The organism is Kluyvera sp. CHPC 1.2972 (assembly GCF_036759925.1).
GTDB lineage: Bacteria > Pseudomonadota > Gammaproteobacteria > Enterobacterales > Enterobacteriaceae > Kluyvera.
The window spans coordinates 12,607-37,681 of the sequence record NZ_JAPKIB010000011.1 but is presented as its reverse complement, the minus strand read 5'-3'; the positions used below and the strand labels follow the sequence as shown (position 1 = coordinate 37,681).

Annotated in this window: 19 protein-coding genes and 1 tRNA gene; 7 read left to right on the top strand and 13 right to left on the bottom strand. The window is 50.9% G+C overall.

Features of this window, described 5'->3' with window-relative positions; all coding sequences use genetic code 11:
* Positions 1-86: 86 nt before the first annotated feature.
* On the bottom strand, positions 87-1,598 hold the full coding sequence (gene pepA, locus V6944_RS16435) for a leucyl aminopeptidase (RefSeq protein WP_333499716.1): 1,512 nt from the start codon (positions 1,596-1,598) through the stop codon (positions 87-89).
* Between the two features lie 267 nt (positions 1,599-1,865).
* On the opposite strand from pepA, the gene lptF reads away from it, so the two are divergent.
* Together lptF and lptG are read left to right on the top strand one after the other, a co-directional pair.
* On the top strand, positions 1,866-2,966 hold the full coding sequence (gene lptF, locus V6944_RS16430) for an LPS export ABC transporter permease LptF (protein WP_333499715.1): 1,101 nt from the start codon (positions 1,866-1,868) through the stop codon (positions 2,964-2,966).
* The gene (gene lptG / locus V6944_RS16425) at positions 2,966-4,048 is read left to right on the top strand and encodes an LPS export ABC transporter permease LptG (RefSeq protein WP_333499714.1); all 1,083 of its coding nucleotides are present in this window, start codon (positions 2,966-2,968) and stop codon (positions 4,046-4,048) included. The genes lptF and lptG overlap by 1 nt, the downstream gene beginning before the upstream one ends.
* A gap of 178 nt (positions 4,049-4,226) precedes the next feature.
* Here the strand turns inward: lptG and V6944_RS16420 are convergent, their stop codons facing one another.
* Positions 4,227-5,726, bottom strand: a complete 1,500-nt coding sequence (locus V6944_RS16420) for a helicase HerA-like C-terminal domain-containing protein (protein WP_333499713.1) — start codon at positions 5,724-5,726, stop codon at positions 4,227-4,229.
* A gap of 134 nt (positions 5,727-5,860) precedes the next feature.
* Between V6944_RS16420 and V6944_RS16415 the strand changes: the two genes are divergently transcribed.
* Positions 5,861-7,498 (top strand): dihydroxyacetone kinase subunit DhaK, encoded by a 1,638-nt coding sequence (locus V6944_RS16415; protein WP_333499712.1) that lies wholly within the window; start codon positions 5,861-5,863, stop codon positions 7,496-7,498.
* Between the two features lie 43 nt (positions 7,499-7,541).
* Here the strand turns inward: V6944_RS16415 and ahr are convergent, their stop codons facing one another.
* The 3 genes from ahr to V6944_RS16400 all read right to left on the bottom strand — a co-directional run bounded on the left by ahr (position 7,542) and on the right by V6944_RS16400 (position 10,230).
* Complete coding sequence (gene ahr, locus V6944_RS16410) at positions 7,542-8,561, bottom strand: NADPH-dependent aldehyde reductase Ahr (RefSeq protein ID WP_123651094.1); 1,020 nt, start codon at positions 8,559-8,561, stop codon at positions 7,542-7,544.
* Between the two features lie 74 nt (positions 8,562-8,635).
* Entirely contained in the window at positions 8,636-9,217 is a 582-nt protein-coding gene (locus V6944_RS16405) for a class I SAM-dependent methyltransferase (protein WP_333499711.1), read from the bottom strand.
* Complete coding sequence (locus V6944_RS16400) at positions 9,217-10,230, bottom strand: HNH endonuclease (protein WP_333499710.1); 1,014 nt, start codon at positions 10,228-10,230, stop codon at positions 9,217-9,219. Before V6944_RS16400 ends, V6944_RS16405 begins: the two co-directional genes overlap by 1 nt.
* A 275-nt stretch (positions 10,231-10,505) precedes the next feature.
* Here V6944_RS16400 and V6944_RS16395 point away from each other — a divergent pair.
* Together V6944_RS16395 and V6944_RS16390 are read left to right on the top strand one after the other, a co-directional pair.
* Positions 10,506-10,590: transfer RNA gene (locus tag V6944_RS16395), tRNA-Leu, on the top strand.
* Positions 10,591-10,776: 186 nt separating this feature from the next.
* A complete protein-coding gene (locus V6944_RS16390; RefSeq protein ID WP_333499709.1) occupies positions 10,777-12,042 on the top strand; it encodes a tyrosine-type recombinase/integrase in 1,266 nt (421 codons plus the stop codon).
* 173 nt (positions 12,043-12,215) lie between these two features.
* Here V6944_RS16390 and V6944_RS16385 read toward each other — a convergent pair whose 3' ends face one another.
* Positions 12,216-12,479, bottom strand: coding sequence for a MazG-like family protein (locus V6944_RS16385; protein ID WP_048269809.1), 264 nt, complete (start codon positions 12,477-12,479; stop codon positions 12,216-12,218).
* Between the two features lie 466 nt (positions 12,480-12,945).
* Here V6944_RS16385 and V6944_RS16380 point away from each other — a divergent pair, with 466 nt between their 5' ends.
* Entirely contained in the window at positions 12,946-14,028 is a 1,083-nt protein-coding gene (locus V6944_RS16380) for an ImmA/IrrE family metallo-endopeptidase (RefSeq protein WP_032676659.1), read from the top strand.
* Positions 14,029-14,030: 2 nt separating this feature from the next.
* Here V6944_RS16380 and V6944_RS16375 read toward each other — a convergent pair whose 3' ends face one another.
* The 5 genes from V6944_RS16375 to V6944_RS16355 form a co-directional block, all read right to left on the bottom strand.
* Positions 14,031-14,975, bottom strand: a complete 945-nt coding sequence (locus V6944_RS16375) for an alpha-glutamyl/putrescinyl thymine pyrophosphorylase clade 3 protein (RefSeq protein WP_193136386.1) — start codon at positions 14,973-14,975, stop codon at positions 14,031-14,033.
* Positions 14,972-15,952 (bottom strand): thymidylate synthase, encoded by a 981-nt coding sequence (locus V6944_RS16370; protein WP_333499708.1) that lies wholly within the window; start codon positions 15,950-15,952, stop codon positions 14,972-14,974. The genes V6944_RS16375 and V6944_RS16370 overlap by 4 nt, the downstream gene beginning before the upstream one ends.
* Positions 15,953-16,299: 347 nt before the next feature.
* Positions 16,300-17,493 (bottom strand): restriction endonuclease subunit S, encoded by a 1,194-nt coding sequence (locus V6944_RS16365; RefSeq protein ID WP_333499707.1) that lies wholly within the window; start codon positions 17,491-17,493, stop codon positions 16,300-16,302.
* Positions 17,490-19,124, bottom strand: coding sequence for a type I restriction-modification system subunit M (locus V6944_RS16360; protein WP_333499706.1), 1,635 nt, complete (start codon positions 19,122-19,124; stop codon positions 17,490-17,492). The genes V6944_RS16365 and V6944_RS16360 overlap by 4 nt, the downstream gene beginning before the upstream one ends.
* A 63-nt stretch (positions 19,125-19,187) precedes the next feature.
* Positions 19,188-22,601, bottom strand: a complete 3,414-nt coding sequence (locus V6944_RS16355; RefSeq protein WP_333499705.1) for a DEAD/DEAH box helicase family protein — start codon at positions 22,599-22,601, stop codon at positions 19,188-19,190.
* Positions 22,602-22,826: 225 nt separating this feature from the next.
* Between V6944_RS16355 and V6944_RS16350 the strand changes: the two genes are divergently transcribed.
* Positions 22,827-23,798 carry a toll/interleukin-1 receptor domain-containing protein gene (locus tag V6944_RS16350; protein WP_333499704.1) on the top strand — a complete coding sequence of 324 codons (972 nt, stop codon included), beginning with the start codon at positions 22,827-22,829 and terminating at the stop codon, positions 23,796-23,798.
* Between the two features lie 187 nt (positions 23,799-23,985).
* Here V6944_RS16350 and V6944_RS16345 read toward each other — a convergent pair whose 3' ends face one another.
* Complete coding sequence (locus V6944_RS16345) at positions 23,986-24,192, bottom strand: helix-turn-helix transcriptional regulator (protein WP_032666227.1); 207 nt, start codon at positions 24,190-24,192, stop codon at positions 23,986-23,988.
* A gap of 133 nt (positions 24,193-24,325) precedes the next feature.
* Positions 24,326-24,901, bottom strand: a complete 576-nt coding sequence (locus tag V6944_RS16340) for a rolling circle replication-associated protein (protein WP_333499703.1) — start codon at positions 24,899-24,901, stop codon at positions 24,326-24,328.
* Positions 24,902-25,075 lie beyond the last annotated feature (174 nt).

Sequence of the window (25,075 nt, the reverse complement as noted above, 5' to 3'; positions counted from 1 at the left end):
ATCGCCCCCTGACGCCCTTCCCGAACGTGGGGAAGGGCGGTCCCCTCTCCCCAGTGGGGAGAGGGTTAGGGTGAGGGGGTTGTGCCTTACTCTTCGCCGTTAAAACCCGCGCGGTTCAGCAGGAACTGCGACAGCAACGCGACCGGACGACCGGTAGCGCCTTTGGCCTTGCCGGAACGCCATGCGGTGCCGGCGATGTCCAGGTGCGCCCAGTTATACTTACGGGTAAAGCGCGCCAGGAAGCAGCCCGCGGTAATTGCACCACCAGGACGGCCGCCAATGTTCGCCATATCCGCGAAGTTAGACTCCAGCTGCTCCTGATACTCATCGCCCAGCGGCAGACGCCACGCGCGGTCACCCGCCTGTTCGGACGCGCCGATAAGCTCGTGTGCCAGCGGGTTGTGGTTCGACATCAAGCCGGTGATGTGATGGCCGAGGGCAATCACGCAGGCACCGGTCAGGGTCGCCACGTCGATAACGGCTTCTGGCTCGAAGCGCTCAACGTAGGTCAGAACATCGCACAGCACCAGACGGCCTTCGGCGTCGGTGTTCAGCACTTCAACGGTCTGGCCGGACATGGTGGTTAGCACGTCACCCGGGCGGTATGCGCGTCCGCCTGGCATGTTTTCACAGCCAGCCAGCACGCCGATAACGTTAATCGGCAGTTGCAGCTCTGCGACCATCCGCATCACGCCGTACACTGCCGCCGCGCCGCACATGTCGTACTTCATCTCGTCCATGCCTTCGGCAGGCTTGATGGAGATACCGCCGGAGTCGAAGGTCAGGCCTTTACCGACCAGAACGATTGGGCGAGCGTCTTCGGAAGCCACGCCTTTATACTCGATGACCGACATCAGGGATTCGTTCTGCGAACCGTTGCCGACCGCGAGGTAGGAGTGCATGCCCAGCTCTTTCATCTGCTGTTCGCCGATGACGCGGGTAATGACGTTTTTGCTGTAGCTGTCGGCAAGCTGACGCGCCTGAGAAGCGAGGTAGGCCGCGTTACAGATGTTTGGCGGCATGTTGCCGAGGTCTTTCGCCGCTTTGATACCGGCGGCAATGGCCAGACCGTGCTGAATAGCACGTTCGCCGCTGGTCAGTTCACGGCGAGTAGGCACGTTGAAGACCATTTTACGCAGCGGGCGACGCGGCTCGCTTTTGTTGGTTTTCAGCTGGTCGAAGCTGTACAACGTCTCTTTCGCCGTCTCAACTGCCTGACGGACTTTCCAGTAGTTATTGCGGCCTTTGACGTGCAGTTCGGTCAGGAAGCAGACGGCTTCCATTGAACCGGTATCATTCAGGGTGTTAATGGTTTTCTGAATGACCTGCTTGTACTGGCGCTCGTCGAGCTCGCGCTCTTTACCGCAGCCAATCAGCAGAATTCGTTCTGACAGTACGTTTGGTACGTGGTGCAGCAATAAAGTCTGCCCCGGTTTGCCTTCCAGTTCGCCGCGACGCAGCAGCGCACTGATATAGCCGTCGCTGATTTTATCGAGCTGTTCGGCGATGGGAGAAAGCCGACGTGGTTCGAATACACCCACGACGATACAGGCACTCCGCTGTTTCTCCGGGCTACCACTTTTTACACTGAACTCCATGCACTACGCTCCTGAATCTTAAAGACAACGGCGGTGGCTACGGATAGAATTGCAAGCTTACGTAACTCATTTCCGCTGTTGCGGTGACTTCGTGTTAATCTTAACGTTATTACGGTCCTGGCACGTCAGAACAAGTCCTGAAACGTGAAGCCGCTGAGTCATTTAATCTTAGCGATGTTTTCGACGACTCAAGAGAATAAATGACGTTTAAGCCATGAAACAAGCTATTTTCCTGCAATAAGACGGGTTTTTACGGGCGTATTTATAGTGATAATCATACGATATCTGGTGCGGGAGACGCTAAAAAGCCAGCTTGCCATCCTCTTCATCCTGCTTTTGATCTTTTTTTGTCAGAAACTGGTGAGGATCCTCGGCGCGGCGGTCGATGGTGATATCCCGACAAACCTCGTGCTCTCATTGCTCGGGCTCGGTGTGCCTGAAATGGCGCAGCTTATCCTGCCGTTGAGCCTGTTCCTCGGTCTCCTGATGACCCTGGGTAAACTGTATACCGAAAGTGAAATCACGGTGATGCACGCCTGCGGCTTGAGTAAAGCCGTGCTGGTGAAAGCGGCGATGGTCCTCGCGCTGTTTACCGGCATCGTTGCTGCCGTCAACGTGATGTGGGCGGGGCCGTGGTCGTCTCGTCATCAGGACGAAGTGCTCGCCGAAGCTAAAGCCAACCCCGGTATGGCGGCGCTGGCGCAGGGCCAGTTCCAGCAGTCTACCGATGGTAACTCGGTGTTATTTATTGAAGGCGTGAATGGCGCAAGCTTCCATGACGTCTTCCTGGCGCAGCTTCGGCCGAAAGGCACCGCGCGTCCTTCCGTCGTAGTGGCCGACACCGGCCAGCTCTCGCAGCGTAAAGACGGCTCTCAGGTGGTGACCTTAAATCAAGGTACCCGCTTTGAAGGCACCGCGATGCTGCGTGATTTCCGCATTACTGATTTCAAAAACTATCAGGCAATTATTGGTCACCAGGCCGTTGCCGCAGACCCGACCGACACCGAACAGATGAACATGAGCACGCTGTGGAACACGGATAACGACCGGGCCCGCGCGGAGCTGCATTGGCGTATTACGCTGGTGCTGACGGTCTTTATCATGGCGTTGATGGTGGTGCCGCTTAGCGTGGTGAACCCACGCCAGGGGCGCGTACTGTCGATGCTCCCGGCTATGCTGCTGTATCTGGTGTTCTTCCTGCTGCAGACCTCGCTGAAGTCGAACGCTGGCAAAGGCAAAATCGACCCGGCGATATGGATGTGGGCGGTCAACCTGGCGTACCTTGCGCTGGCCGTCATGCTGAACCTGTGGGATACCGTCCCGATGCGCCGTGTCCGTGCCCGTTTTACGCATAAAGGAGCGGTGTAATGCAGCCATTCGGTGTACTTGACCGCTATATCGGTAAAACCATTTTCACCACCATCATGATGACGCTGTTCATGCTGGTGTCGCTGTCCGGCATTATTAAGTTCGTTGACCAGTTGAAGAAAGCCGGGCAGGGGAGCTATGACGCGCTGGGCGCGGGCATTTATACCCTGCTCAGCATACCGAAAGATGTGCAGATCTTCTTCCCGATGGCGGCGCTGCTTGGTGCGTTACTCGGCCTGGGGATGCTGGCTCAGCGTAGTGAACTGGTGGTGATGCAGGCTTCCGGTTTTACCCGCTTCCAGGTGGCGCTCTCCGTGATGAAAACCGCTATCCCGCTGGTGCTGTTGACCATGGCAATGGGCGAGTGGGTTGCTCCGCAGGGCGAGCAGATGGCACGTAACTACCGTGCTCAGCAGATGTACGGCGGCTCTTTACTCTCAACGCAGCAGGGTATGTGGGCGAAAGACGGCCACAACTTTGTCTACATCGAGCGCGTAAAGGGCACCGATGAGCTGGGCGGTGTGAGCATCTACTCTTTCAACAACGAGCGTCGCCTGCAGTCTGTACGCTATGCGGCCAGCGCGAAGTTCGATCAGGATCAGAAGGAGTGGCGCCTGTCGCAGGTAGATGAATCTAACCTGACCAACCCGAAACAGATTACCGGTTCGCAGACCGTGAGCGGTACCTGGAAAACCACGCTGACGCCGGATAAGCTCGGCGTAGTGGCGCTGGACCCGGATGCGCTGTCTATCAGCGGGCTGCACAACTACGTGAAGTATTTGCAGGCCAGTGGCCAGGATCCCGGCCGCTACCAGCTGAATATGTGGAGCAAAATCTTCCAGCCGCTGTCCGTGGCGGTAATGATGCTGATGGCGCTGTCGTTTATCTTTGGCCCGCTGCGTAGCGTGCCGATGGGGGTGCGCGTGGTGACGGGGATTAGCTTCGGCTTTGTGTTCTACGTCCTCGACCAGATCTTCGGCCCGCTGACGCTGGTATACGGTATCCCGCCGATTATCGGGGCGCTGCTGCCAAGCGCCAGCTTCTTCCTCATAAGCCTCTGGCTAATGATGCGAAAAGCCTAACCCCTCCTGTAGCCCGGCCGAGCGAATGCGACGCCGGGTTTTTTATGCCTGCAATTTCTGTATTCCTTTGGAATATCGGCGCTATCCCCGTGGTCGCTGCGCTCGCACGGGCTACTGGGTTGCGTAGGCCGGATAAGGCGTTTACGCCGCCATCCGGCAAACCGACTATGATGATGAACTAACGCTTCCGCCCGCCGAGCAGGCTGCCCAGCATCCCACGCACAATCTGGTTCGTTACCTGACGCACAGCGCTTTTCGCCGCCGTTTGCACCAGGCCATCATGCTTGCCGCCGCGCGGCCCGGTGGTGCCGAAGATAATATCTTTCAGCCCGCCAAGGATGCCGTCATCGTCGCTTTGCTGGCCCTTCGCCGGAGGGGCATCTGCCTGACCGGCGCTGTTCTGCACCCCTTTTTGCAGCATCTCGAACGCCGACTCGCGGTCTATCTCATCTTCGTACTTACCGTACAGCGGTGAGTTATTAATCAAACCATTACGCTCGTCGTCGGTCACCGGCCCCATACGTGAACACGGTGCGATAACCATCGCCCGCTCAACGATGGACGGGCTGCCTTTGGCATCGAGGAACGAAATCAGCGCCTCGCCGGTACCCAGTTCCTGAATCGCCTGTTCGGTATTAAACGCCGGATTAGCGCGCATGGTTTGCGCCGCTGTCTTCACCGCTTTCTGATCCTTCGGCGTAAAGGCGCGGAGCGCGTGCTGCACGCGGTTGCCCAACTGGCCCAGCACCGCATCGGGAATATCCGACGGGTTCTGCGACACAAAGTAGACGCCCACGCCCTTAGAACGAATCAGGCGGATCACCTGCTCGATTTTATCCAGCAGCACCTGCGGGGCATCGCTAAACAGCAGGTGCGCTTCATCGAAGAAGAAGACCAGCTTCGGCTTCTCGAGATCGCCTGCTTCCGGCAACTGCTCGTAAAGCTCGGAGAGCATCCACAGCAGGCTGGCAGCGTAGAGTTTCGGCATCTGGTAGAGCTTCTCTGCGCTGAGGATATTGATAATGCCTTTGCCGTTACTGTCAGTACGCATCCAGTCTTTGATATCGAGCATTGGCTCGCCGAAGAAGTGCTCGGCACCCTGCTGCTCCAGCGTCAGCAGCCCGCGCTGGATGGCGCCGACGGAAGCGGTGCTGATATTGCCGTACTGGTTCTGGAAGGATTTGGCGTTATCGCCAATGTATTGAGTGATGGCCCGCAGGTCTTTGAAATCCAGCAACAGCAGGCCCTGATCGTCGGCGATGCGGAAGATAATATTCAGCACCCCGGACTGCACTTCGTTGAGATTAAGCAGACGGGCCAGCAGCAGCGGGCCAAGGTCTGAGACCGTGGCGCGAACCGGGTGGCCTTTCTCGCCGAAGATATCCCACACCACCACCGGATTAGCGTGCGGTTCCCAGTCGGTGACACCGATATTGTTCAGGCGCGTCATCAGCTTCTCTGAGGCCTGACCTTCCTCTGCCACGCCGGTCAGGTCGCCTTTCACATCCGCCATAAAGACCGGCACGCCAATCTCCGAGAACGACTCGGCCATTTTTTGCAGGGTGACGGTTTTCCCGGTACCGGTGGCGCCGGTAATCAGCCCGTGACGATTGGCCATATTGGGCAGCAGTTCAAGCTGCTTGTCCTGGGTGCGTGCGATAAGCAAAGGTGCGCTCATGGGTAATCCTCCATTTATTCTGCGTCGAGTATAGGCAAAACAACGACATCTCGCGGCAGTAAATTGTCCGTTTTGCGGCGCGTTATCCAGCGCCGACTATGCTTTGCATACGGTTTACTTTTTTTTGGAATGCTATGTCCAGATTCTTCTTTAACGAGCGCAAACACCTTGTTGACGATGCGCTTGAAGGTTTAGTGTTGTCCGCACCTCACGCGAACCTGGTGCGATTGGATATCGACCCGGCGATTCGTATCGTCGCCCGCAGCGACTGGGATAAAAGCCGGGTGGCGATAATCTCCGGCGGCGGCTCCGGCCATGAACCGGCGCACGCGGGTTTTGTCGGCAGAGGCATGCTCACCGCTGCCGTATGCGGCGATCTCTTTGCCTCGCCGAGCGTAGATGCAGTGCTTAACGCCATCGTGGCGGTTACGGGCGATCGCGGCTGTCTGCTGATCGTCAAAAACTACACCGGCGACCGCCTCAACTTTGGCCTCGCCGCCGAAAAGGCCAAGCGCTACGGCCTGAAGGTCGAGATGGTGATTGTCGCCGACGACGTTGCGCTGCCGGATAACAAACAGCCGCGCGGCATTGCGGGCACGGCGTTAGTGCATAAAGTGGCAGGCTACGCGGCGGAGCAGGGGAAATCGCTCAGTGAAGTCCATGAGATAGCCCAGCAGGCGAGCCGCGGCGTGTTCAGCCTGGGGCTGGCGATGGAGACCTGCAATTTACCTGGCGGTGAGACCGAAGACCGCATTAGGCCAGGTCAGGTGGAGCTGGGGCTCGGTATTCACGGTGAGCCCGGCGCTTCGACGGTCAGCAGCCATAACAGCAAACAGCTGATCGGTACGCTGGTTGAGACTCTGAAAGCCTCGGCGGGGGACAACCGCGTAGCGGTGTTAATCAACAACCTGGGCGGCGTGTCGGAGCTTGAGATGGCGCTGCTCGCCAAAGAGCTTGCGCACTCCGCACTGCGTGAGCAGATAGCCTATCTGATTGGCCCGGCGACGCTGGTCAGCTCGCTCGATATGAAGGGCTTCTCGCTTTCGCTGATAATTTTGAATCAGGCCATTGAAGAGGCGCTGCTGGCCGATGTGGAGACCAGCGGTTGGGTGAAAGCCGTGGCCTTTGCGCCGCTGAGAACCCTGGCGCATGCCAAAGTACACGACGCGCTGGAGGTACAACCGTCGGAGAACCCGCAGGTGCATGCGCTGGTGGCACAAGCTACCCAGACACTGTTGGGTCTCGAGAGCCGCCTGAACGCGCTGGATGCTAAAGTGGGCGACGGCGATACCGGCTCGACCTTTGCGCTAGGCGCGCAGGATATCGCCACGCTGCTCAAGCAGAACGTGCTGCCGCTCGATAACCCGGCGCAGCTTCTACAGCTGATTGGCGAACGTCTGGCAACGGTAATGGGCGGCTCCAGCGGTGTGCTGATGTCGCTATTCTTCACCGCTGCCGGGCAGGCGCTGGCGCAGGGCGAACCACTGGCAAATGCGCTACTGGCCGGGTTAAAGCAGATGAAGTTCTACGGCGGTGCCGCGCCCGGTGACCGTACGTTAATCGATGCCCTGCAACCGGCGCTGGAAGCGCTGCGTGATAGAGGGCTGGCAGAAGCCATTGCGGCAGCGCAGCAGGGTGCTGACAGCACGGCGACGATGCAAAAAGCGAAAGCGGGGCGCGCGTCATACGTGAACAGCGATAACCTGAACGGCGTGCCGGACCCAGGTGCCGTTGCCGTAGCGGAAGTCTTCGCGGCCTTCGCAAAAGCTTAACGACGAAGAGAAGAACCGGCGGCAGAACGCCGCCGGATAAACATCAGAAATCAGCCTTCAATACCACGCGGTAACGGGCTTTACCGTCACGCACGTGCTGGATGGCATCGTTGATTTTCGACATCGGGAACAGCTCGGTGATGGGTGCGACTTTGCTGCGACCGGCAAACTTCATCAGCTTACGCAGTTCGAACGGGTTACCCGTCGCTGAACCGGAGACACTACGGTCGCCGCCAATCAGGGTAAACGCCGGTACCGGCAGCGGCGTCAGCACCGCACCCACGGTGTGGAAGTTGCCGCCCGAGGCCAGCGCTTCGAAGTACGGCTGCCAGTTCAGGTCGACGTTGACGGTGTTGATGATCAGGTCAAACTGACCCGCCAGCTCTTTGAGCGCTTCCGGCGAACGGCTGTTAACCACGTGGTCCGCACCCATCGCCCGCACTTCCTGCTCTTTCGACGGATTGGAGCTGAATGCTGTAACTTCAGCGCCCATCGCGCGCAGCAGCTTAATGGCGATATGCCCCAGCCCACCAATCCCAATCACCCCGACGCGGCTGGTGGCGGTGACGTGATGCATCAGCAGCGGTTTAAAGACCGTGATCCCGCCACACAGCATCGGGCCTGCGGTTTCGATATCAATGTTGTCCGGCAGCGGAATAACCCATTGCCAGTCGGCGCGCAGCTTATCGGCAAAGCCGCCGTGGTTGAGGATGGTCGGCACCGAGCCTTCGGTACAGTTAATCTGGTTACCATCGATACAGGCATCGCAGTGGCCGCAGCTTCGCGCCGTCCAGCCAATGCCCACGCGCTGACCAATCTTCAGCCCCTTGCTCTGCGCCGCACTGCCCAGCGCCACCACGTGACCAATCACCTCGTGACCAGCAACCAGCGGATATTGAGAGAACCCCCATTCGTTGTCGATCATCGACAGGTCCGAGTGGCAGATCCCGCAGTAATCAACCTTCACCTCAACGTCTTCCGGCAGCAGTTCTCCGGCATCGTATTCCCAGACTTCCAGTTCTGCCCCGGCATTTTTCGCGGCGTAGCTTTTTATTATGGACATCGTGTATCTCTCAGTGTGGTGTTGAACTGAGAGTGTAGAGCATGTGGGGGCGGGGCGCTTGGCGGAAGGGGGGATTAAGAGCGCTTCTGTAACAGTGCGTTTAACCACGTTTCGCTGCGATCGGGACGCTTGTCTTCCGTTATCCAGTGACCGACAAGCGTGATGCCCGCAAGCCCTGCCAGCAGAGTATTCAGCCCTTGTTCATTGAGGTCGGTAAAGTGACGGCCATCTTTGACCCGCTCGCCGTCGCCATACTTAAAGGAGACATACCAGATACCGCCGGGCTTGAGCGCTCGCGCCAGTTTTGCCATCGCATCCGGCAGCTCGACGGCACTGACGTGCAGCAGCGAGGCGCAGCACCAGATGCCGTCGTAACGGTTAACTGCATCGACGTCGCTAAAGGTCATCTGTTTAACCGACAGCCCAGTATGCTGGCTGGCAAGCTTTGCCATTTCCGCCGTCGCATCAAACGCCTCAACCTGATAGCCCTGTTGTAAAAACGCTTTGCTATCGCGCCCGGAGCCGCATCCGGCATCCAGGAGCAAGCCGCCTTGCGGGATGCGCTCCAGAAAAGGCGTATAAAGCGAACGCATATCGACATTGACCGTTGAGTTAAAAAAATCGTCGGCGTGGTGTTGATAGTATTCAAGCGTCATCAGAAAGTATCCGTTCCCTGTGCGACAGGTTCCCATTGGTGAAAAAGCACTTGTAGCGCATCGTTCCAGCTAGTGGCCAGGAATTTTTCGCGCTGCGCCGTCGCGGTTCCAGTTTGCCGAATCAACGTTTCGCGCAGTGGCAGGTGGCTATTGATAAAGTACTCGTTTCTATCGTGCAGGCGCGAAAGCAGCTTGCGGGACGGCAGGCGCGCGAACTTGCCTTTCTCGCCCCGGTTGCACTCCTTACATGCCAAAACCAGATTCCAGACGCCATTCACGTTGCGCACCTGTTCACGCGCTTTCCATGGGATAAAGTGGTCAACGTCAGCAAACTGTTCATCGCCCGGCTGTAGGCTGATGGGCGCATAGCAGTAAAAGCAGCGCCCCTTCTGGTAGCCGTTGAGGCTATCGCGACAGCTCGAGATGGCCGCGCGGCGATCGCTACTGCGGCTAAACAGCATCTGATCGTTTTCGTCGTACTCCACGTTGATAAGCTGGCTGGCGATATTCATCGCCCACGCCTGCTCGACCAGGCTCCAGCGCGCGTTGGTTTCAAAGCTGAGGTTTTGATACTGCAGGCGTTCACCCAGACGGTAAAAATTCTCCGTCAGGCGTATGCCCTTATGGGTTTTGCGCTCATCGATAAAAAAGCGTTTCTCAATCTCGCCCTGATTCACGTTGTGGAAGGCATCAATCACGTTGTTGAACCCCTGACGCACCGTAATCGCGGTTAATGCATCACGGGTGATTTCCCCCGCATTGAACTGCGAACAGGCGCTAATAAACTGGCTGCTGCGCGAGGTTATCTGCTTCGGCGCATGTTGCAGATGGCGACAGAGATGATCGCTGAACGGCACCGCCAGATCGTCCAGCAAGATCAGATCGCTACCTTCAGGCTTGAGATCGTACAGCGAATGCGCCAGCGCGAACTTATAGGACGCGACGTTTTTGCCAAAGAGAATAATTCCGCGCCAGTAGTTCTCCAGCGTGGGTTCAACCTGATAGAAGCGCATAGCGATGCCCTGAGCACAATGGCTGCTGTTACGAGATTTAGTAACGCGATCTCATATCAAACGAGGGCAAATGTAAACCGACCCGGTCACGTTGCATTTTTTTGCGAGGCGGATTCCAGGAAAAAGCGCTGACTGGGGGCCGAGTTAGCGGTGGCTAAGGGTTTTGTTGGGAAGGCGACGGTTTTTTAGACACTTGGTGGGGGAGTAGGTGACTGATGCTTGCATGGTGGCGCGTGACAGGTATAATCCACAACGTTTTCCGCATACCTTTCCGTGCCGGAGTGGCGAAATCGGTAGACGCAGTTGATTCAAAATCAACCGTAGAAATACGTGCCGGTTCGAGTCCGGCCTTCGGCACCAAAAGCATGTAAATGGACCTCAACTGAGGTCTTTTTTTATGTCTAAAATCCAGTATTTATCTACCTTTCCAGCTATATTAACTCTCTCAAGGTCAACCGACTTCAACGGACATCTACCAACACATGTTGGTACAGATGATGGTATTTCCGGTTCGATAATGCTTGTACCAACAGGGAGGGGATAAGCATGGCGTTAACAGATATCAAGGTCAGAACAGCCAAGCCAACGGATAAGCAATACAAACTGACCGATGGCAGCGGTATGCACCTGCTTGTCCATCCTAATGGTTCTAAGTACTGGCGTTTGCAGTACCGTTATGACGGCAAGCAAAAGATGTTGGCACTTGGGGTTTATCCTGAAATCACACTGGCGGATGCCAGAGCACGTCGTGACGAAGCGCGTAAGCTACTAGCGAATGGCGTCGATCCGGGAGACAAAAAGAAAAATGATAAGGTTGAACAGAGTAAAGTACGAACCTTTAAAGAGGTAGCGATCGAGTGGCATGGCACCAATAAAAAGTGGTCTGAAGATCACGCCCATCGTGTGCTAAAAAGTCTGGAAGATAATCTCTTTGCAGCGCTTGGTGAACGTAATATCACTGAATTAAAAACGCGCGATTTATTAGCCCCCATTAAAGCCGTAGAGATGTCTGGACGTCTTGAGGTTGCTGCCCGTCTTCAACAGCGCACTACGGCCATCATGCGGTATGCGGTGCAAAGTGGGTTAATTGATTATAACCCGGCACAAGAGATGGCTGGGGCGGTTGCTTCCAGTAATCGACAACATCGCCCGGCGCTGGAATTAAAGCGCATACCTGAGTTACTCGAGAAAATAGACGGCTATACCGGCAGGCCGCTAACCCGCTGGGCAACGGAACTCACTCTGCTTATCTTTATTCGATCCAGTGAGCTGCGTTTTGCTCGCTGGTCAGAAATCGATTTTGAAACTTCAATGTGGACCATCCCGCCTGAGCGAGAGCCTATTCCCGGCGTGAAACATTCTCAGCGAGGATCAAAGATGCGTACACCTCATCTGGTGCCGCTTTCAAAGCAGGCGCTGGCGATACTGAAGCAGATAAAACAGTTCTGCGGCGAACATGAACTCATTTTTATTGGCGATCATGATCCGCGTAAACCGATGAGTGAAAACACCGTGAACAGTGCGCTACGGGTGATGGGCTATGACACTAAAGTTGAGGTTTGCGGCCATGGTTTCCGCACAATGGCCTGTAGTTCATTAGTTGAGTCAGGGCTATGGTCGAAGGATGCGGTAGAACGGCAGATGAGCCATATGGAACGCAATTCGGTGAGGGCGGCGTATATCCATAAAGCGGAGCATCTGGATGAGCGCAAGCTGATGCTGCAATGGTGGGCGGATTTTCTGGATGCAAATCGGGAGAGGGGGGTTACGCCGTTTGACTACGCGAAGATCAACCGGGGTAATACCAAGTGAATTGCCTGTTATATCTGTTTAATTAACCCTAATCGGCCAGCCTTACTGGAGAGGCTGGTTGGGGATTTACTGGGAGTATTGCAATTAGATATATTCTACATACTCAAGAAGGTAGATGCACTGCCAGAGCTCATCTTCGCGTGTGAAAGGCTTTGTTGATTAATTCTAATTTATCAATTGCTTACGCGATCATAATATTCGATGATTTGCAGTGCGACGGCAGCAATTTGCACCGCTTCCTCCCTGCTGGTACCAGCTGCTTTACCACCAAAACGATCATGGAGGACGGCTTGATGAAACTCTCCCACCTCTTCCCCGAGAATCGCTCCCCAGATAAAAGGATCTTGATTACGGTCTGCCCCCCATTTGGCATCCTGCCGTTGCATTTCTGCTAGCACGTCAGACAGGGCTTTAGTGTCTTGATGTTTACCTTTCATGTTTCCCTTACGAATCCGCCATTTTAAGTCCATCATTAACATTAAATATGTGCAGAGTCCATTAATTCGATACATCTCATTTTGTGAATGAGCGTTGAGTTTGCTATAAACGTAGCAACCAAGAAAAATAAAAGTGGATAATTTTGTTCATTACCTTTCAAAGCAAGAAGTTAAGGGCTATTTGCGAGAGTATGCACGAGGCAAATGAGATCTTTGGTGACAAACTGGCATCAAGACTACGCTCGCGACTTTCCGATCTTTCCGTGACCGACAACATATTACTGTTGCCAGTAGGTTCGCCGGAGGTACGCTTTGAGGATGGGGAAGAGTGTATTACAATTACTCTTTTCGGTGATGTAAAAATGGGGTTTGTCTGTGGGAATACAATTAAGCCCAAAAATCAAGACAATACAATTAACTGGTCCCGAGTCAGCCGGATACGGTTAGTGTTCATAGGTGACGTGAAATGATGGTTACGCAGGACTTCCAGCCTGACTGGGTATCTCCACCCGGTGATACGATTATAGATCTAATGGATGAACATGGGCTCTCTGGTGAAGAACTGAGTAAGAGGATTGGATTGTCTCTTATCCGGGGTCAGCAACTTCTTGAAGGAAAAATCCGACTTAATGAGTCCCTGGCTTCTAAGCTTGAGGAGCTATTCAGCGTATCGACAGACTTCTGGATCAAGCGCGAAGACGCTTATCGCCAGCAAATTGAATACCTCGAGAAAGTGAACAGTGATTGGCTCGAATCATTGCCTGTACGTGATATGATGGAGTTTGGTTGGATCCCCAAAACTACAACTCGGGAAAGTAAATTCAGGCACTGTCTGTCATTTTTCGGAATAAATTCCGTGAATGATTTTTTTTATAAAATTCAGTCAGATGCTCCTTTGGTCGCTTTTCGTAAATCTCTTAATCTGGCAACCGAACCTGTGGCCGATTTGGTATGGCTGACTAGGGCGGCACAAATTACCTCAAACCAAAACTGTGCAGTATGGGATAAAGAGGTGCTACTAGCATTGTTGCCAGAGCTGCGCAAAGCTACAAATGAACCTGACATGGGGATTTTTATCCCTTACATTCGCGACCTTCTCGCCACTGCTGGAGTTTCTCTCGTTGTGTTGCCAACGCCAAGGGGATGTCGGGCAAGTGGTGCTACCTGCTTTTTTACACCAGATCGCGCTACCCTAGTCATGAGTTTCCGTTATCTGACCGATGACCATTTTTGGTTTACGCTGTTTCATGAGATTGGGCATCTTATCTTGCATGAAGCTGTCCGAGTTCGCGTAGAAGGTAAAGATGGGCTTTCGTCGGAAGAGGAAAAGGAAGCTGATAAATTTGCCGTTGATGTTCTTATCCCAGAAGAATACCGGCAGCAGCTTGGTCGCTATGGTGTCCGGCACTGGAAAGAGATTATCCGATTAGCTAGGAAAATGGGGGTATCCAAAGGGATCGTGCTGGGATATTTGCAGCACGAAGGTAATATACCCTTTTCTCACCTTAATCGGTTTAAAGTGAGATTCCGTAAAGAAGATATCGTCTGATATCAGCCGCCGAAATAGACATAACGGTCAGGTGATTTCTGCCAGTTGCACAACGCATCTTCAATGACCTGCATTCTCAAGTAGGGTGCAGGAATAATTGCCGCAAGGTCAGCCAGTTTTTCATTCAATACGTCTATTGTGTCACCAGCAGTCCGGCTATTGCTGAAAAGTAGCCGGCTTCCTTGAAGGGGACCTGTTGCTCCATTCAGAAAGGCATGACCCGGCTCTGCATCCAGAAGTCCAGTTTTCTTGAGCATAGTTAGGTAATCAAATTTTGCGGTTCGTCCAAATGAGATCACAGCATTTAGCCCTGAATACAATAGTTCGAATAAAGATTCGGGTGAAGATGAAAAGCTCTTGGCCTCTGCAAACCTAGCCTCATGACTGTGTGTGGCGCCAATAAATCCGATATAAGAGCGAAAAACCGCAGGTATTGAACGACGAGAGTGATATTTCTTCGTTTCATATTTCCGGTGATTACCATACTGTCTTAGGCTGCTGTTTGCTGTCAGCTCATCAGAGACGCTGGCGAACCATTGTTCAAAAGCAGCAAAGTCATCAGTTATCGTATCCCATGTCCACGTTTGTGTACCGAGTCCACTGTATATATCTCGACACAAAATCCAGCCGGTTTTGTTACTCTTGCCGAAATGTGTGGCAAGGAAAACCAGCCAGCAGGCTTCGTCGTAATTGTTGTCACGAAGATGAAGGCAGGCAGCGCGGAGAGGATCAAAAACATCAGAATTCGGCTCTTTTCGTAACGGAGTCATATAATTAGTCCGTAATGCAAGAGTTTCCACATAGCGTATACGACGTATACTGTCGATAATCTGACAGGCTAAAACATCAAAGCAGGCGGGAGAACTTAGGCCATTTAGGTTGTGTTCATTGCGACTAAAATTTTGCAAACTAGCAACCAACTGACTGATTTGATTGTGTCTTTTCATTGTAATTTTCCATCAAAAATAAATCGATATTCCTGATTTTTCATTGCTGCCAACTCTTGGAAGGCTAGTTCTTTGTGGATGGATGTACGTGAACGTAACAAAAAGTGGATTTTTAAAATGCGCAGTAAATCCTTCCAGTAGTCATTCAAGGAAGTAGTGTCAATATCAAACTCCTTATTCTCTCGAAGAGCTTTTTCTGCCTCAAGCAGGGGTAATATATCATCTAAGGAATGCATTTCAGGCATCGATCCCATGACTGGTAGCGTGCTCATGAACCCCTCTTTCTGAAGTGCCTCCACTTTTTCTAAATCATTTTTATAGAGATGTAGACTGGATACGAAGTGATGATAGTGGCCCAATTCGCATCCTATCAAGCGGGCGACTAATTCCTGTAGCATCGTGAAAGCAAATACATCATGGGGCAGCCCCATAAAGGCATCATTAGAACGCATACAAACAAATAGATGCAGCTCCTCACGTCTGACAATAAACTGCATAGATATTGTACAAGGAATATCTACGTATTCTTGCTGTTCAGTTTTTGAGGGCACCAAGTCTGAAGCATCGAAAAGCTGTATTACTGCACGTCGGGTAGGTTTTTTCTCCTGCAAAAGGTTGATGACATTTTTCAGCTGATTATATAAACCGCGCATATTAAACAACCGCGGGCCATAACCACCATGTATTTTTCCGTCTGACTCAGCGGATTCAGCGTAACGTGGTATGAAGTGTTTGATAAACTCGAGATCGTTCTGAGCTGAGAGGTACCACAGTAATTCACCTAAGCAACTAATTAGTTTTCCTCGGGATTCTGTTCTACTTATTCTTCGGCGAGGGTCGGTAAGGACAAGATAGGCACCAAGAATCTCTAGAGTTGATCCTTTTGTAGGATCGTTACTGTGTCCATCTGCCAGGATAGCTTGATGAACATCGTTTATCAAATCGTCGACACACTCAGCCGTTACCAAAAGGGTCATTTTCTGCCTTTCCTATATGGTTGTAACAAATCATTACCACCTGTACGGCATATAGTCAATATAGTATCAATATCAACATGGTTAACTGGGTAAGTCAGACTTGGCGTTCTTACATGACAATGTGACATTCAACTATGGCGGGAAAGCATTGGGCTAATCTGATGATGGTTATGGAATTATTTTCACGCTGGTTTCCAGGCTTGATGATGTTGTTTTAGTAGATACGACCCTGACGGGGAAATGCGCTCATGAAAATATAAAGATGAGGCTATAAAGACATCACTGCCAATATAGCCAAGACCAGTATTCGTGGGTCATTTTTTCATCTTTATTAATAATTACTCTGATTAATTGAAGTATTTTTGGCTAATTGAGCCAAACATATCATTTGTTTCAACTATATTAAGTTTTTTCATTAGTTCAGAGTGAAAACTAACGACTTTAGAGAATGTCTGTTGTTTTTCTAAAGGAGGTACAGGTATCCTGAGTGCAGATAAGGTACCCTGGCTAATATTCTGAATATTCGCCCCTTGGCCCCCGCTTAACATTTGCCGTTTCATTGAAGGTGTACGGAAGAGAAAGTTAAGATATTCTGCCGTGATTGCAGACTTTTCTATTCTGTATCGAATGCAAAATCCACTAAATGTGACTTTCTCTTTATTTGGATAAATAGTAAGACATCTTCCGACCAAGGCTTTATTACCATTAGAACGGACAAAGACGATATCACCATCTTTCAAAAGATAATCATCTGAAGGGAGAGTATTTAATTCAATTTCACCGATATTGTCCATGCAGGTAATCGTTGCTAGTGATTTGAAATTGCCAACTCCCAGGCACTTCAGTACAGAGCCTGACTCACCTTTCGTAAAATTCATTCCATTTTTAAATGAACCATATTCTAACAAAGAACCCACATCCCATCTCTTCGGGTTTTCAACAGGATCACCAAACATCGCTAAAAACGTAACACGCAAAAAATCATCAGCCAGTTTGATGGTTTGTTCGCGTTTTTGGCGTATGTTCGCTGCTTTATCAAGAATAGCAACTATACGTCTCTGATCATTTAAGGATGGTAGAGGTATAAACAATTCTTTAAATCTTTCAAGATTTAAGTTTGATATGTTAGTCGTTTTTTGTCCACAATTTCTTATTATTACTTGAGTGTGTTCAAGTGTCAGCCAATAGTATAAATATTTTGGAATGACTTTTTCTTTTTTTGCTCTAATGATTGATATAAAACCACCAGCAGTAGATTTTGCCGGTAATTTATCAATAAAACTAATTTTCCCAACAAGCTCCCAACTATTTGCACTGGAAATAAGCATATCTTCAGAACGTAAATATTGCTCATCCCGCTTGATAAAACTATCGGGAATGGCAATTAAATCCGAAATATCTAACCCACTCCTTTGAACATTTTTTGTTCTCATGACAATTGTTGAACCTTCACTCAATGGCTCAACCTGATCATTTGGCTTAAACGTTACTCCTCGAATGATCGATAAAACATCCCCTAACTTCACCATTGGCCAGCTCACAGCATCCCCTCCAGCTCATCCAAATCCGCCAGAATCTCTTTTTCCAGATCCTTCAACTGCTTCAGTATCACCTTCGGATCTTCATACTCCTCCGTCTGATACACGACTTCTTTATAACGGTTGATGGAGAGATCGTATTTCTGCGCCGCAAGCTCCTCCTTCGGCACCACAAACACCGCCTGCGTGCGATCTTTAAAATCAACGCCAGCATCAATCCCTTCCGGGGACTGTTGTTTCAACAATGAGGCTAATTTCTCACCCATAAAGTTATCAACCGGTAGCCCGCGTAAAGTACGGTAATGCTTCCAGCTTGCCAGCAGATGCGGCAGGTCGTTGTCTTTTATCGGGTTACGCTTGTCATCCAGACTGTAGCCATCATTTTGCAGATCGTAGAACCAGACCTCGTCCGTCTGACCACCTTTGGTAAAGATCAGGATCGCCGTCGCCACACCAGCGTAAGGTTTAAATACGCCGGAAGGCAGGTTGATCACCGCTTCCAGCTGGTTATCTTCTACCAGCGTTTTACGCAGTGATTGGTGCGCCTTACTGGAGCCAAACAACACGCCCTGCGGCACGATAGTGGCACTGCGTCCGCCTACTTTCAGCATTTGCAGAATGCGCGCCAGGAACAGCAGCTCAGTTTTCTTGGTTTTCACCATCGCCGACAGCGTGGCGTCGATATCTTCCTCATCCAGTGAACCGGTAAACGGTGGGTTCGCCAATATCAGGTTGAAAGCATTTTTGCTGGCCTGCGGGAAGTTGGTACTGAAACTCTGGCTCATGGTGTCCTGATAGTGGATATCCGGCTCTTCCACGCCGTGCATAATCAGGTTCATAGCGGCGATACGCAGCATAGTAGTGTCAAAGTCGTAGCCGTGGAACATGTTGTTATCCACATGGTCACGCCACGGCGTCAGCAGATCACCAGTAAAGATTTTTTGCTCTTCCAGCTCACCGCGTTCGTTGCTGCCAATCTCGGTATGGATGGACTCCAGCGAGCTGTATTTTTCCAGCAGGTACTCATAGCTGGTCGCCAGAAAACCACCAGTGCCACAGGCCGGATCACAAATCGTCTCACCACGCGCTGGATTCGGCTCCATCATTTCAACCATCGTGCGGATAATGTGGCGCGGCGTACGGAACTGACCGTTGATTCCGGCGGTGGTCAGCTTGCTTAACAGGTATTCGTAGAGATCGCCTTTGGTGTCGCCACGATCCAGCGGCAGGTTTTTGATCACCTCCACGGCTTTGGTTAACAGCGACGGTTTGACGATCTCCAGACGGGCATCTTTCATAAAGTTGCCCAGCAGTGTCACCTTTGATGCATCAGCCTGGCCGAGCTGTCGGAAATGCTGGAAGACGCCATCACGCACCACGTCCATCATTTCATCCGAGCCAAGGTTGCTGTAATGGCTGAAGCGGAACTCCTGCTGCTCAGGCGCAAAGCGCGGTTTAAAATCAACGCCTGTGATTTGCTTACGCTTCTCGTCCCGTTGTTCCTGGGTATCCAGCATCCTGGAGTACATCAGGTAGGTGATCTGTTCGATAACGGTCAGCGGGTTTGTGATACCACCCACCCAGAAATCTTCCCACAGCCCGTCGATTTTACTTTTTAAGTCACCGGTGATCATTGTTAACGTCTATATCCTGTTATAAATATAAAAGCCCCGCTGCCGGGGCTTGTCATGTGCGTATTATACCGTCGCTGCGTCGGTCACAACACCCAGCTCTTCGACTATCTTTTGCAACCGGACGATCTGCTCTATATCTGGGAACACGCCGGTAACACCTTCGTTGTGGATGTGCGTAAACGGCTGTTCAAAGAGCTGTCGCATTTCAATGGTGCCGTAATCGCGGATGTGGTTTTTCAGCAGTGACAGGAAACGCAGTTGCTGGCTGGTCAGGCTGTTGTCAGCTGCGAACTGTGCAAAACGTACTTCTACCGCGTCGCTGTCCATCCCGATGATTGTACGCAAAAGTTTATCCAGGCTGGCTGTTGCCTGCGGATAGAACTCTTTCAGCGCCCGAATATCAACGTTGGGATTCTGGATCAGCACTAGCTTCGCCAGCTCATCCAGCTCGCTTTGCGTCACCGGCTCGCCGTTGCGGATTTTCTTCAGAACCGGATTTTGCTGGAATAGCGGCTCCAGTGCTCCCTGAACCTGCTGGCGATAGAGTTTGAAATCAATCGAGCGGATGTTAGTTTTGCGGGTTTCCGTCTGGATCAGGTTCGCATCTTCGGTAATATCCACCTGTATCGAACCAAATTTCGGCGTCGCATCTTTCTCCATCAGGTGCATGATGCCGCGCAGGTGAATGCGGATATCTTCCAGTTCTTCTAGACTGGCTTGCTTCCACCAGCCTAAATCACGAAGCTGATTAATTCGCTGCCCCTGCTGTTGCACCTGCGCCAGATGCGGCGGCAGACGTTCCACTTTCTCGACGATGACTGGCCAGAGCACGTCCAACTCTTCCGGGTTGGTATAACGGGCAGTTTGCGCCGCCAGAATATCCATATCAAAGCGCATAGCATCGCTCTGACCGCGCACGTCCAGCCACTGCATCAGAGGGGCTAGGACAGATAGCAGATCCTGCTGTGTTTTCGGGGAAAGTTGGCGCAGCACTTTTTCATCGCTGTACTGCGCTTTTTGCTGCCACTTCTCCTGCACGGCAATCGACTTTTCATCCAACGCGTTGATCTGCTCACGGAGCTGGTGAGCGACTAAATCCACCGCCTGTTTGTCGAACTTACGCTGAGCAGCGGTCCCAAGCGTGATCCATGCCTCGAAGCGTCTTTGCGCCAGTGATTTTGTCGCCGTGACTTCGGCCTCTTCGGTATGCAGCTCGTGATACTCAAAATTGCCCCAGTGATCGAAGATGCGGAATTTCTGTTTATCCAGCTGTTTGCCGTTGTCATCGTAGCCGTACAACCCTGAACAAAGACGCGTACCACGGCCAATCATCTGCCAGAACTTTACTTTCGATTTGACTGGTTTGGCAAAGACCAGATTCACAATTTCCGGGACATCAATGCCGGTATCAAGCATGTCAACGGAGATAGCGATGGTCAGCTCTTTGTTGGTGCTTTCGTCCAGCCCTTTAAAATCATCAATCAGTTGCTCGGCGCGGGGATCGTAGTTGTCGATGACCTGACAGAAGCGTCCGGCAAACTGCGGGTACATGTCGTCGAACAATTCATTCAACAGCAGCGCGTGTTTGTGGTTACGGGCGAAAATGATGGTTTTACCTGGCAGTTGGCCGTCCCGATCTTTCAGGCCATTTTCCATCAGGTTACGTAGTATATAGCGGTTGGTGTCTTTGTTATAGATCGCCTCATCCAGCGCCTTGCCATCAAATTCCAGCGTATTGGGATCGATACCCTGTTCTTCCAGCTCACGGATTTGTGCGTCGCTTAATTTCTCCCGTTTGATGCCTTCGCGCAGGAATTCAGTAGTATGCGTGACAACCTCATAGGGAACCAGATTGTTATCGGCGATGGCATCTTCCAGGCTGTAGTTGGCGGTAGGGATACGCCCTTCACAACCAAACAGGCCGAAAGTGGTTTTGCTCACCATGTCGATCGGCGTGGCCGTCAAGCCAATCTGGAGAGCATCAAAATACTTAAACAGATCGCCGTAGACGTTGTAGATAGAACGATGGGATTCGTCGGCAATGATCAGATCGAAATAACCGACATCAAAATGATCCATAATTTTCATCATGCCGGGATAGGTGGCGATATAGATTCTAGCATTCTGCCTGTCTGCTTTTTTGGATTTACCGACTACATACAACGGCTCATTGGTGAACTGATTAAACGCATTCGCCGCCTGCTTACGTAACTCTTTGCGGTCACAAAGAAACAGGACGCGTTTTACCCAGCGAGCATCAATCATCAGTTTGCTTAGCGCAATCGCTACACGGGTTTTGCCTGTACCTGTAGCCTGAACAATTAACGATTGTCGGTACTTGTTAGTAAACCGTTCGCTGACGCGGGCAATGGTTTCAAGCTGATACAAACGTCCGGCAACAGCTTTACCTTCGTTGTCTTTTACGTGAGACACACTGTTCAGTGGCAGACGGGTTTCACGCTGCTGAATAAGATATTGCAGGCTTTCCTTGCTGTAGAAGCCAAATATCCGACGCGGAGGATAACCATGAGTTTTATGGTCGTCCCACAGCCAGATATCGTAGCCGTTGGTGTAGAAGATGACCGGGCGCTGACCATATTCTTTTTCCAGCCAGTCGGCATACAGTCGGGCCTGAATTCGTCCTTGCTCGGCATTGACGCTGGTTTTTTTTGCTTCCACCACCGCCAGCGGTTTATGCGCCTCATCCCACAAGACATAATCCGCATAACCGTCACCGGTTGCAGTAGGTTGTTCTTTAACGGGGTGTTCCTGCGTAACCTGATCGGTATTATTAAGCTCTTCCCCTACATTCCAGTCTGCGGCAAGCAGGCGAGAATCAATCAGGCGGCGACGGGTTTCCGCTTCATCAATAGAGAGGATATCTGCAACATGCTGGTTGCGAGCTCTGGCTTCGTTCAGGCGTTGAGTAAGGTGTTCGGCCTTTTCCTGCTCTTGCTGTAGTGCGCGTTGTAGCGCCAGTTCGCGCTCACGGCTTTCATCTTGAGCCCTGATTGCATCTTCCAGACGTTTTTCATCTGCACGACCTGAAGATTGTGTTAACGGAGGGAGAGAGAATTTGGGGCAGTCATCAACATTACCGTGGGCATAACGAACATACAGCCAGATCCCTAATAAATACGCTTCCTTAAGCAGCCAGTACGTATCTTTGGCTTTGATACGTCCGCCGTGCGCGGCGCGGTTGCCGTGTATACGTAGCGCATCCATTTTCATGATGATGGCTTCCGGCATCATGCTGGTGAAGACATCGGCATTCATTAAATCATACAGATTTGCTTTGATGCCTTCAGGCAGCCGTTCCTGACGATATAACCAACGCACCATCAATTCGGTGTAGTTGCGCAGCTTAACCAGACTGCTTTCCGGGTCGGTGTGAACGTAACGTTCCGCCATACACGCGAGTTCCGCCAGTTCCGGCCACTGGCTGCGCAACATTTCAAAATTGAGAGACTGCTCCATCAATCATCGCCTTATGTCGTGGATACAACAGGATTTCTGGAAAGAATATCACACTATTTTGGCTGACGAAGTGAGCCGGATGGCATACGGTAGCTATGAATAAGCTGAGGTAACAACGTTAAAGAGATCAAGCATCTATTTATTGCAGTCAATAGCCTGATTTTTTTATACCGTGGGCACAGAATAGCCCTAAATACAGTAACGGTTCAGGAGCATTTCACCCTTATGACTACTCTCGTTTTTTCCTATTCTCATGCGGATGAAGCACAACGCAATGAGCTAGAGAAGCATCTGTCCCCGCTAAAGCTAATGGGGAAAATCACCACATGGCACGATCGCCGAATCGTTCCTGGGCAAGAGTTTGAACATCAGATCGACCACTATTTTTCGCAGGCAGATATTATCCTATTGCTAATTAGCAGTGATTTCATCGCTTCTGACTATTGTTATCAGGTAGAGATGACCAACGCACTGGAGCGGCATAAAAAAGGTGAGGCGGTGGTCATTCCGGTGATTTTAAGAGAGTGTGCCTGGCATCAGTTGCCATTCGGCAGCATCATGGCAGCGACAATCGACGGTAAAGCCATAAGCAGGTTTGCCAGTCACGATGAGGGTTACGTTCAGGTCGCCGATGCTATCTCCCGAGCCATTGCCAATTTGGAAGCGAAAAAGCCGCAGCAGATTGTGCACGCCCCAGCTCCGGCTAATCCGATGCTTCAGGCAATGGATACCGTCTTTACACCGCGTTCGAGCAATCTTTCTCTGCCAAAGAGTTATACTGACCTTGATAAAGATCGTGCCCGTCGTGAGGGTTTTGAGTATGTCGCTCGTTACTTTGCTAACTCGCTGGACGAACTCAAAAAGCGCCATGCAGGGCTAGACGTTGATTTCCACCGACCTGATAACGATTCCTTCACATGTGCCGTATATGTCAACGGTGGCAAGGTTGGTCAGTGCGGAATCTGGAGTGGCAGTCGTAATATGGGATTCGGGGATATCTGCTACAGTCAAAGCGGTATGACTCGCAATAGTTGCAATGAAAGTCTTAGTGTTGCGGATAATGGGCAAACACTTGGATTCCGCACCTTGATGGGATTGGGCTACAGCAACTCAAGGGATTCGTTATTGACTAATGAAGGTATGGCAGAGCATTTATGGGACATGTTCTTTAGCCCGATTCAACAGCGTAATCGATAAATGTAGTCCGTATCACCAAAACTGATACGGACTATGCTGATGATCAGCCAAAGCCCAACTCGGTTAAGGTAATTGCAGAATCCTATATTCTGAATCGGATAGCTACTCGTCGTATTTCTCGGTAATGTTATCTGCATGATATAAAGATTGTTGGTAGTTCTATTGAACATGGAATACTGGTTTTAATTTATGCTCGGGATTCATAAATACGACAATACAACCATTCTTCCAGATCGCTTTTTAACCAACGGGAAGTTCTACCCAGCTTAATCGGCTTCGGGAATAAGCCATCCTGTATTAGTTTGTAAAACCATTTATCGCTCAGACCAGTGAGCTGGGTAATAAATTTCATATCAATGAATTGGTCTTCTAGCAGCGTGGGCTTTGTATACATAGTGATGTGTTCCGATTAAGGATGAATTACCGGAGCTGTTAGTAAATTGATGGTTACTGCCAGCCCCTCCACATCAATGGCTTCTGTTGTAAAAATATGCAGGGGTGATAATCCCCTACAATGAATACTGCATTTACACGTTTCTTGGGCGACCTAATCCACTTGGTGGCGGTACCTCATTACAGGCGTAAATATTCATGCCATTCTTTTGTTCCTGCTTAGCAAGGTAGCTGATGATATATCTCAAGTCATGGATATAATCGGTATCCCGATGGTTAATAGTTTTGTTGATGTCAGCTTTATAACTCTCCTTGTATTCACATCGATGATATTTACCTTCCCCTTGAGTTATTTCCTTCCAAAAAGCACCTATGCGTTCTGCTATCGGAAATGCTTTACGTATTTTTTGCCCATCCAGATACACAACCGAGTGAGAATGAAATCTACTGTCCTCACCATATTCAATCACCCAGAAAAATCCAGCTACACCATGTTCCTGTTCAACTTGCCTAAATAGCTTTCGAAGATCCTCCTGAAGACAACTGTACTCCTTTTTGTAACGTTCTGAGTTCTGGTTGTACGAAAAGTCCAGCCGGATACCGATCACCTTTGAATAACGTTCAATAACACTGTTCAGGTGGTGATTTATCAGACTATGTAAAAACCAGTCCATTTTATATTTGGCAATGTATGGGTAGTTATCGTTCATGTTACTTCCTCTGAGGTTATGGTTCAGAGGAAAGGGATGTGTTGTATTTTTTGTCAGATGGTTTGGTGGTAAGAGGTGGAAGGAATATTAATTAAACTAATTAACCTAAATGATTTTTAGCATGAGATAAAAGAGGCACCATCTTCGTTCTGAGAGTAGCGATAGCTCTTTCGA

What these genes read in the sequence shown, in the direction of transcription:
- pepA (WP_333499716.1), bottom strand. Translation starts at nt 1,598, where the DNA reads ATGGAGTTCAGTGTAAAAAGTGGTAGCCCGGAGAAACAGCGGAGTGCC.
- lptG (WP_333499714.1), top strand. Translation starts at nt 2,966, where the DNA reads ATGCAGCCATTCGGTGTACTTGACCGCTATATCGGTAAAACCATTTTC.
- V6944_RS16420 (WP_333499713.1), bottom strand. Translation starts at nt 5,726, where the DNA reads ATGAGCGCACCTTTGCTTATCGCACGCACCCAGGACAAGCAGCTTGAA.
- V6944_RS16415 (WP_333499712.1), top strand. Translation starts at nt 5,861, where the DNA reads ATGTCCAGATTCTTCTTTAACGAGCGCAAACACCTTGTTGACGATGCG.
- ahr (WP_123651094.1), bottom strand. Translation starts at nt 8,561, where the DNA reads ATGTCCATAATAAAAAGCTACGCCGCGAAAAATGCCGGGGCAGAACTG.
- V6944_RS16405 (WP_333499711.1), bottom strand. Translation starts at nt 9,217, where the DNA reads ATGACGCTTGAATACTATCAACACCACGCCGACGATTTTTTTAACTCA.
- V6944_RS16400 (WP_333499710.1), bottom strand. Translation starts at nt 10,230, where the DNA reads ATGCGCTTCTATCAGGTTGAACCCACGCTGGAGAACTACTGGCGCGGA.
- V6944_RS16390 (WP_333499709.1), top strand. Translation starts at nt 10,777, where the DNA reads ATGGCGTTAACAGATATCAAGGTCAGAACAGCCAAGCCAACGGATAAG.
- V6944_RS16385 (WP_048269809.1), bottom strand. Translation starts at nt 12,479, where the DNA reads ATGAAAGGTAAACATCAAGACACTAAAGCCCTGTCTGACGTGCTAGCA.
- V6944_RS16380 (WP_032676659.1), top strand. Translation starts at nt 12,946, where the DNA reads ATGATGGTTACGCAGGACTTCCAGCCTGACTGGGTATCTCCACCCGGT.
- V6944_RS16375 (WP_193136386.1), bottom strand. Translation starts at nt 14,975, where the DNA reads ATGAAAAGACACAATCAAATCAGTCAGTTGGTTGCTAGTTTGCAAAAT.
- V6944_RS16370 (WP_333499708.1), bottom strand. Translation starts at nt 15,952, where the DNA reads ATGACCCTTTTGGTAACGGCTGAGTGTGTCGACGATTTGATAAACGAT.
- V6944_RS16360 (WP_333499706.1), bottom strand. Translation starts at nt 19,124, where the DNA reads ATGATCACCGGTGACTTAAAAAGTAAAATCGACGGGCTGTGGGAAGAT.
- V6944_RS16355 (WP_333499705.1), bottom strand. Translation starts at nt 22,601, where the DNA reads ATGGAGCAGTCTCTCAATTTTGAAATGTTGCGCAGCCAGTGGCCGGAA.
- V6944_RS16350 (WP_333499704.1), top strand. Translation starts at nt 22,827, where the DNA reads ATGACTACTCTCGTTTTTTCCTATTCTCATGCGGATGAAGCACAACGC.
- V6944_RS16345 (WP_032666227.1), bottom strand. Translation starts at nt 24,192, where the DNA reads ATGTATACAAAGCCCACGCTGCTAGAAGACCAATTCATTGATATGAAA.
- V6944_RS16340 (WP_333499703.1), bottom strand. Translation starts at nt 24,901, where the DNA reads ATGAACGATAACTACCCATACATTGCCAAATATAAAATGGACTGGTTT.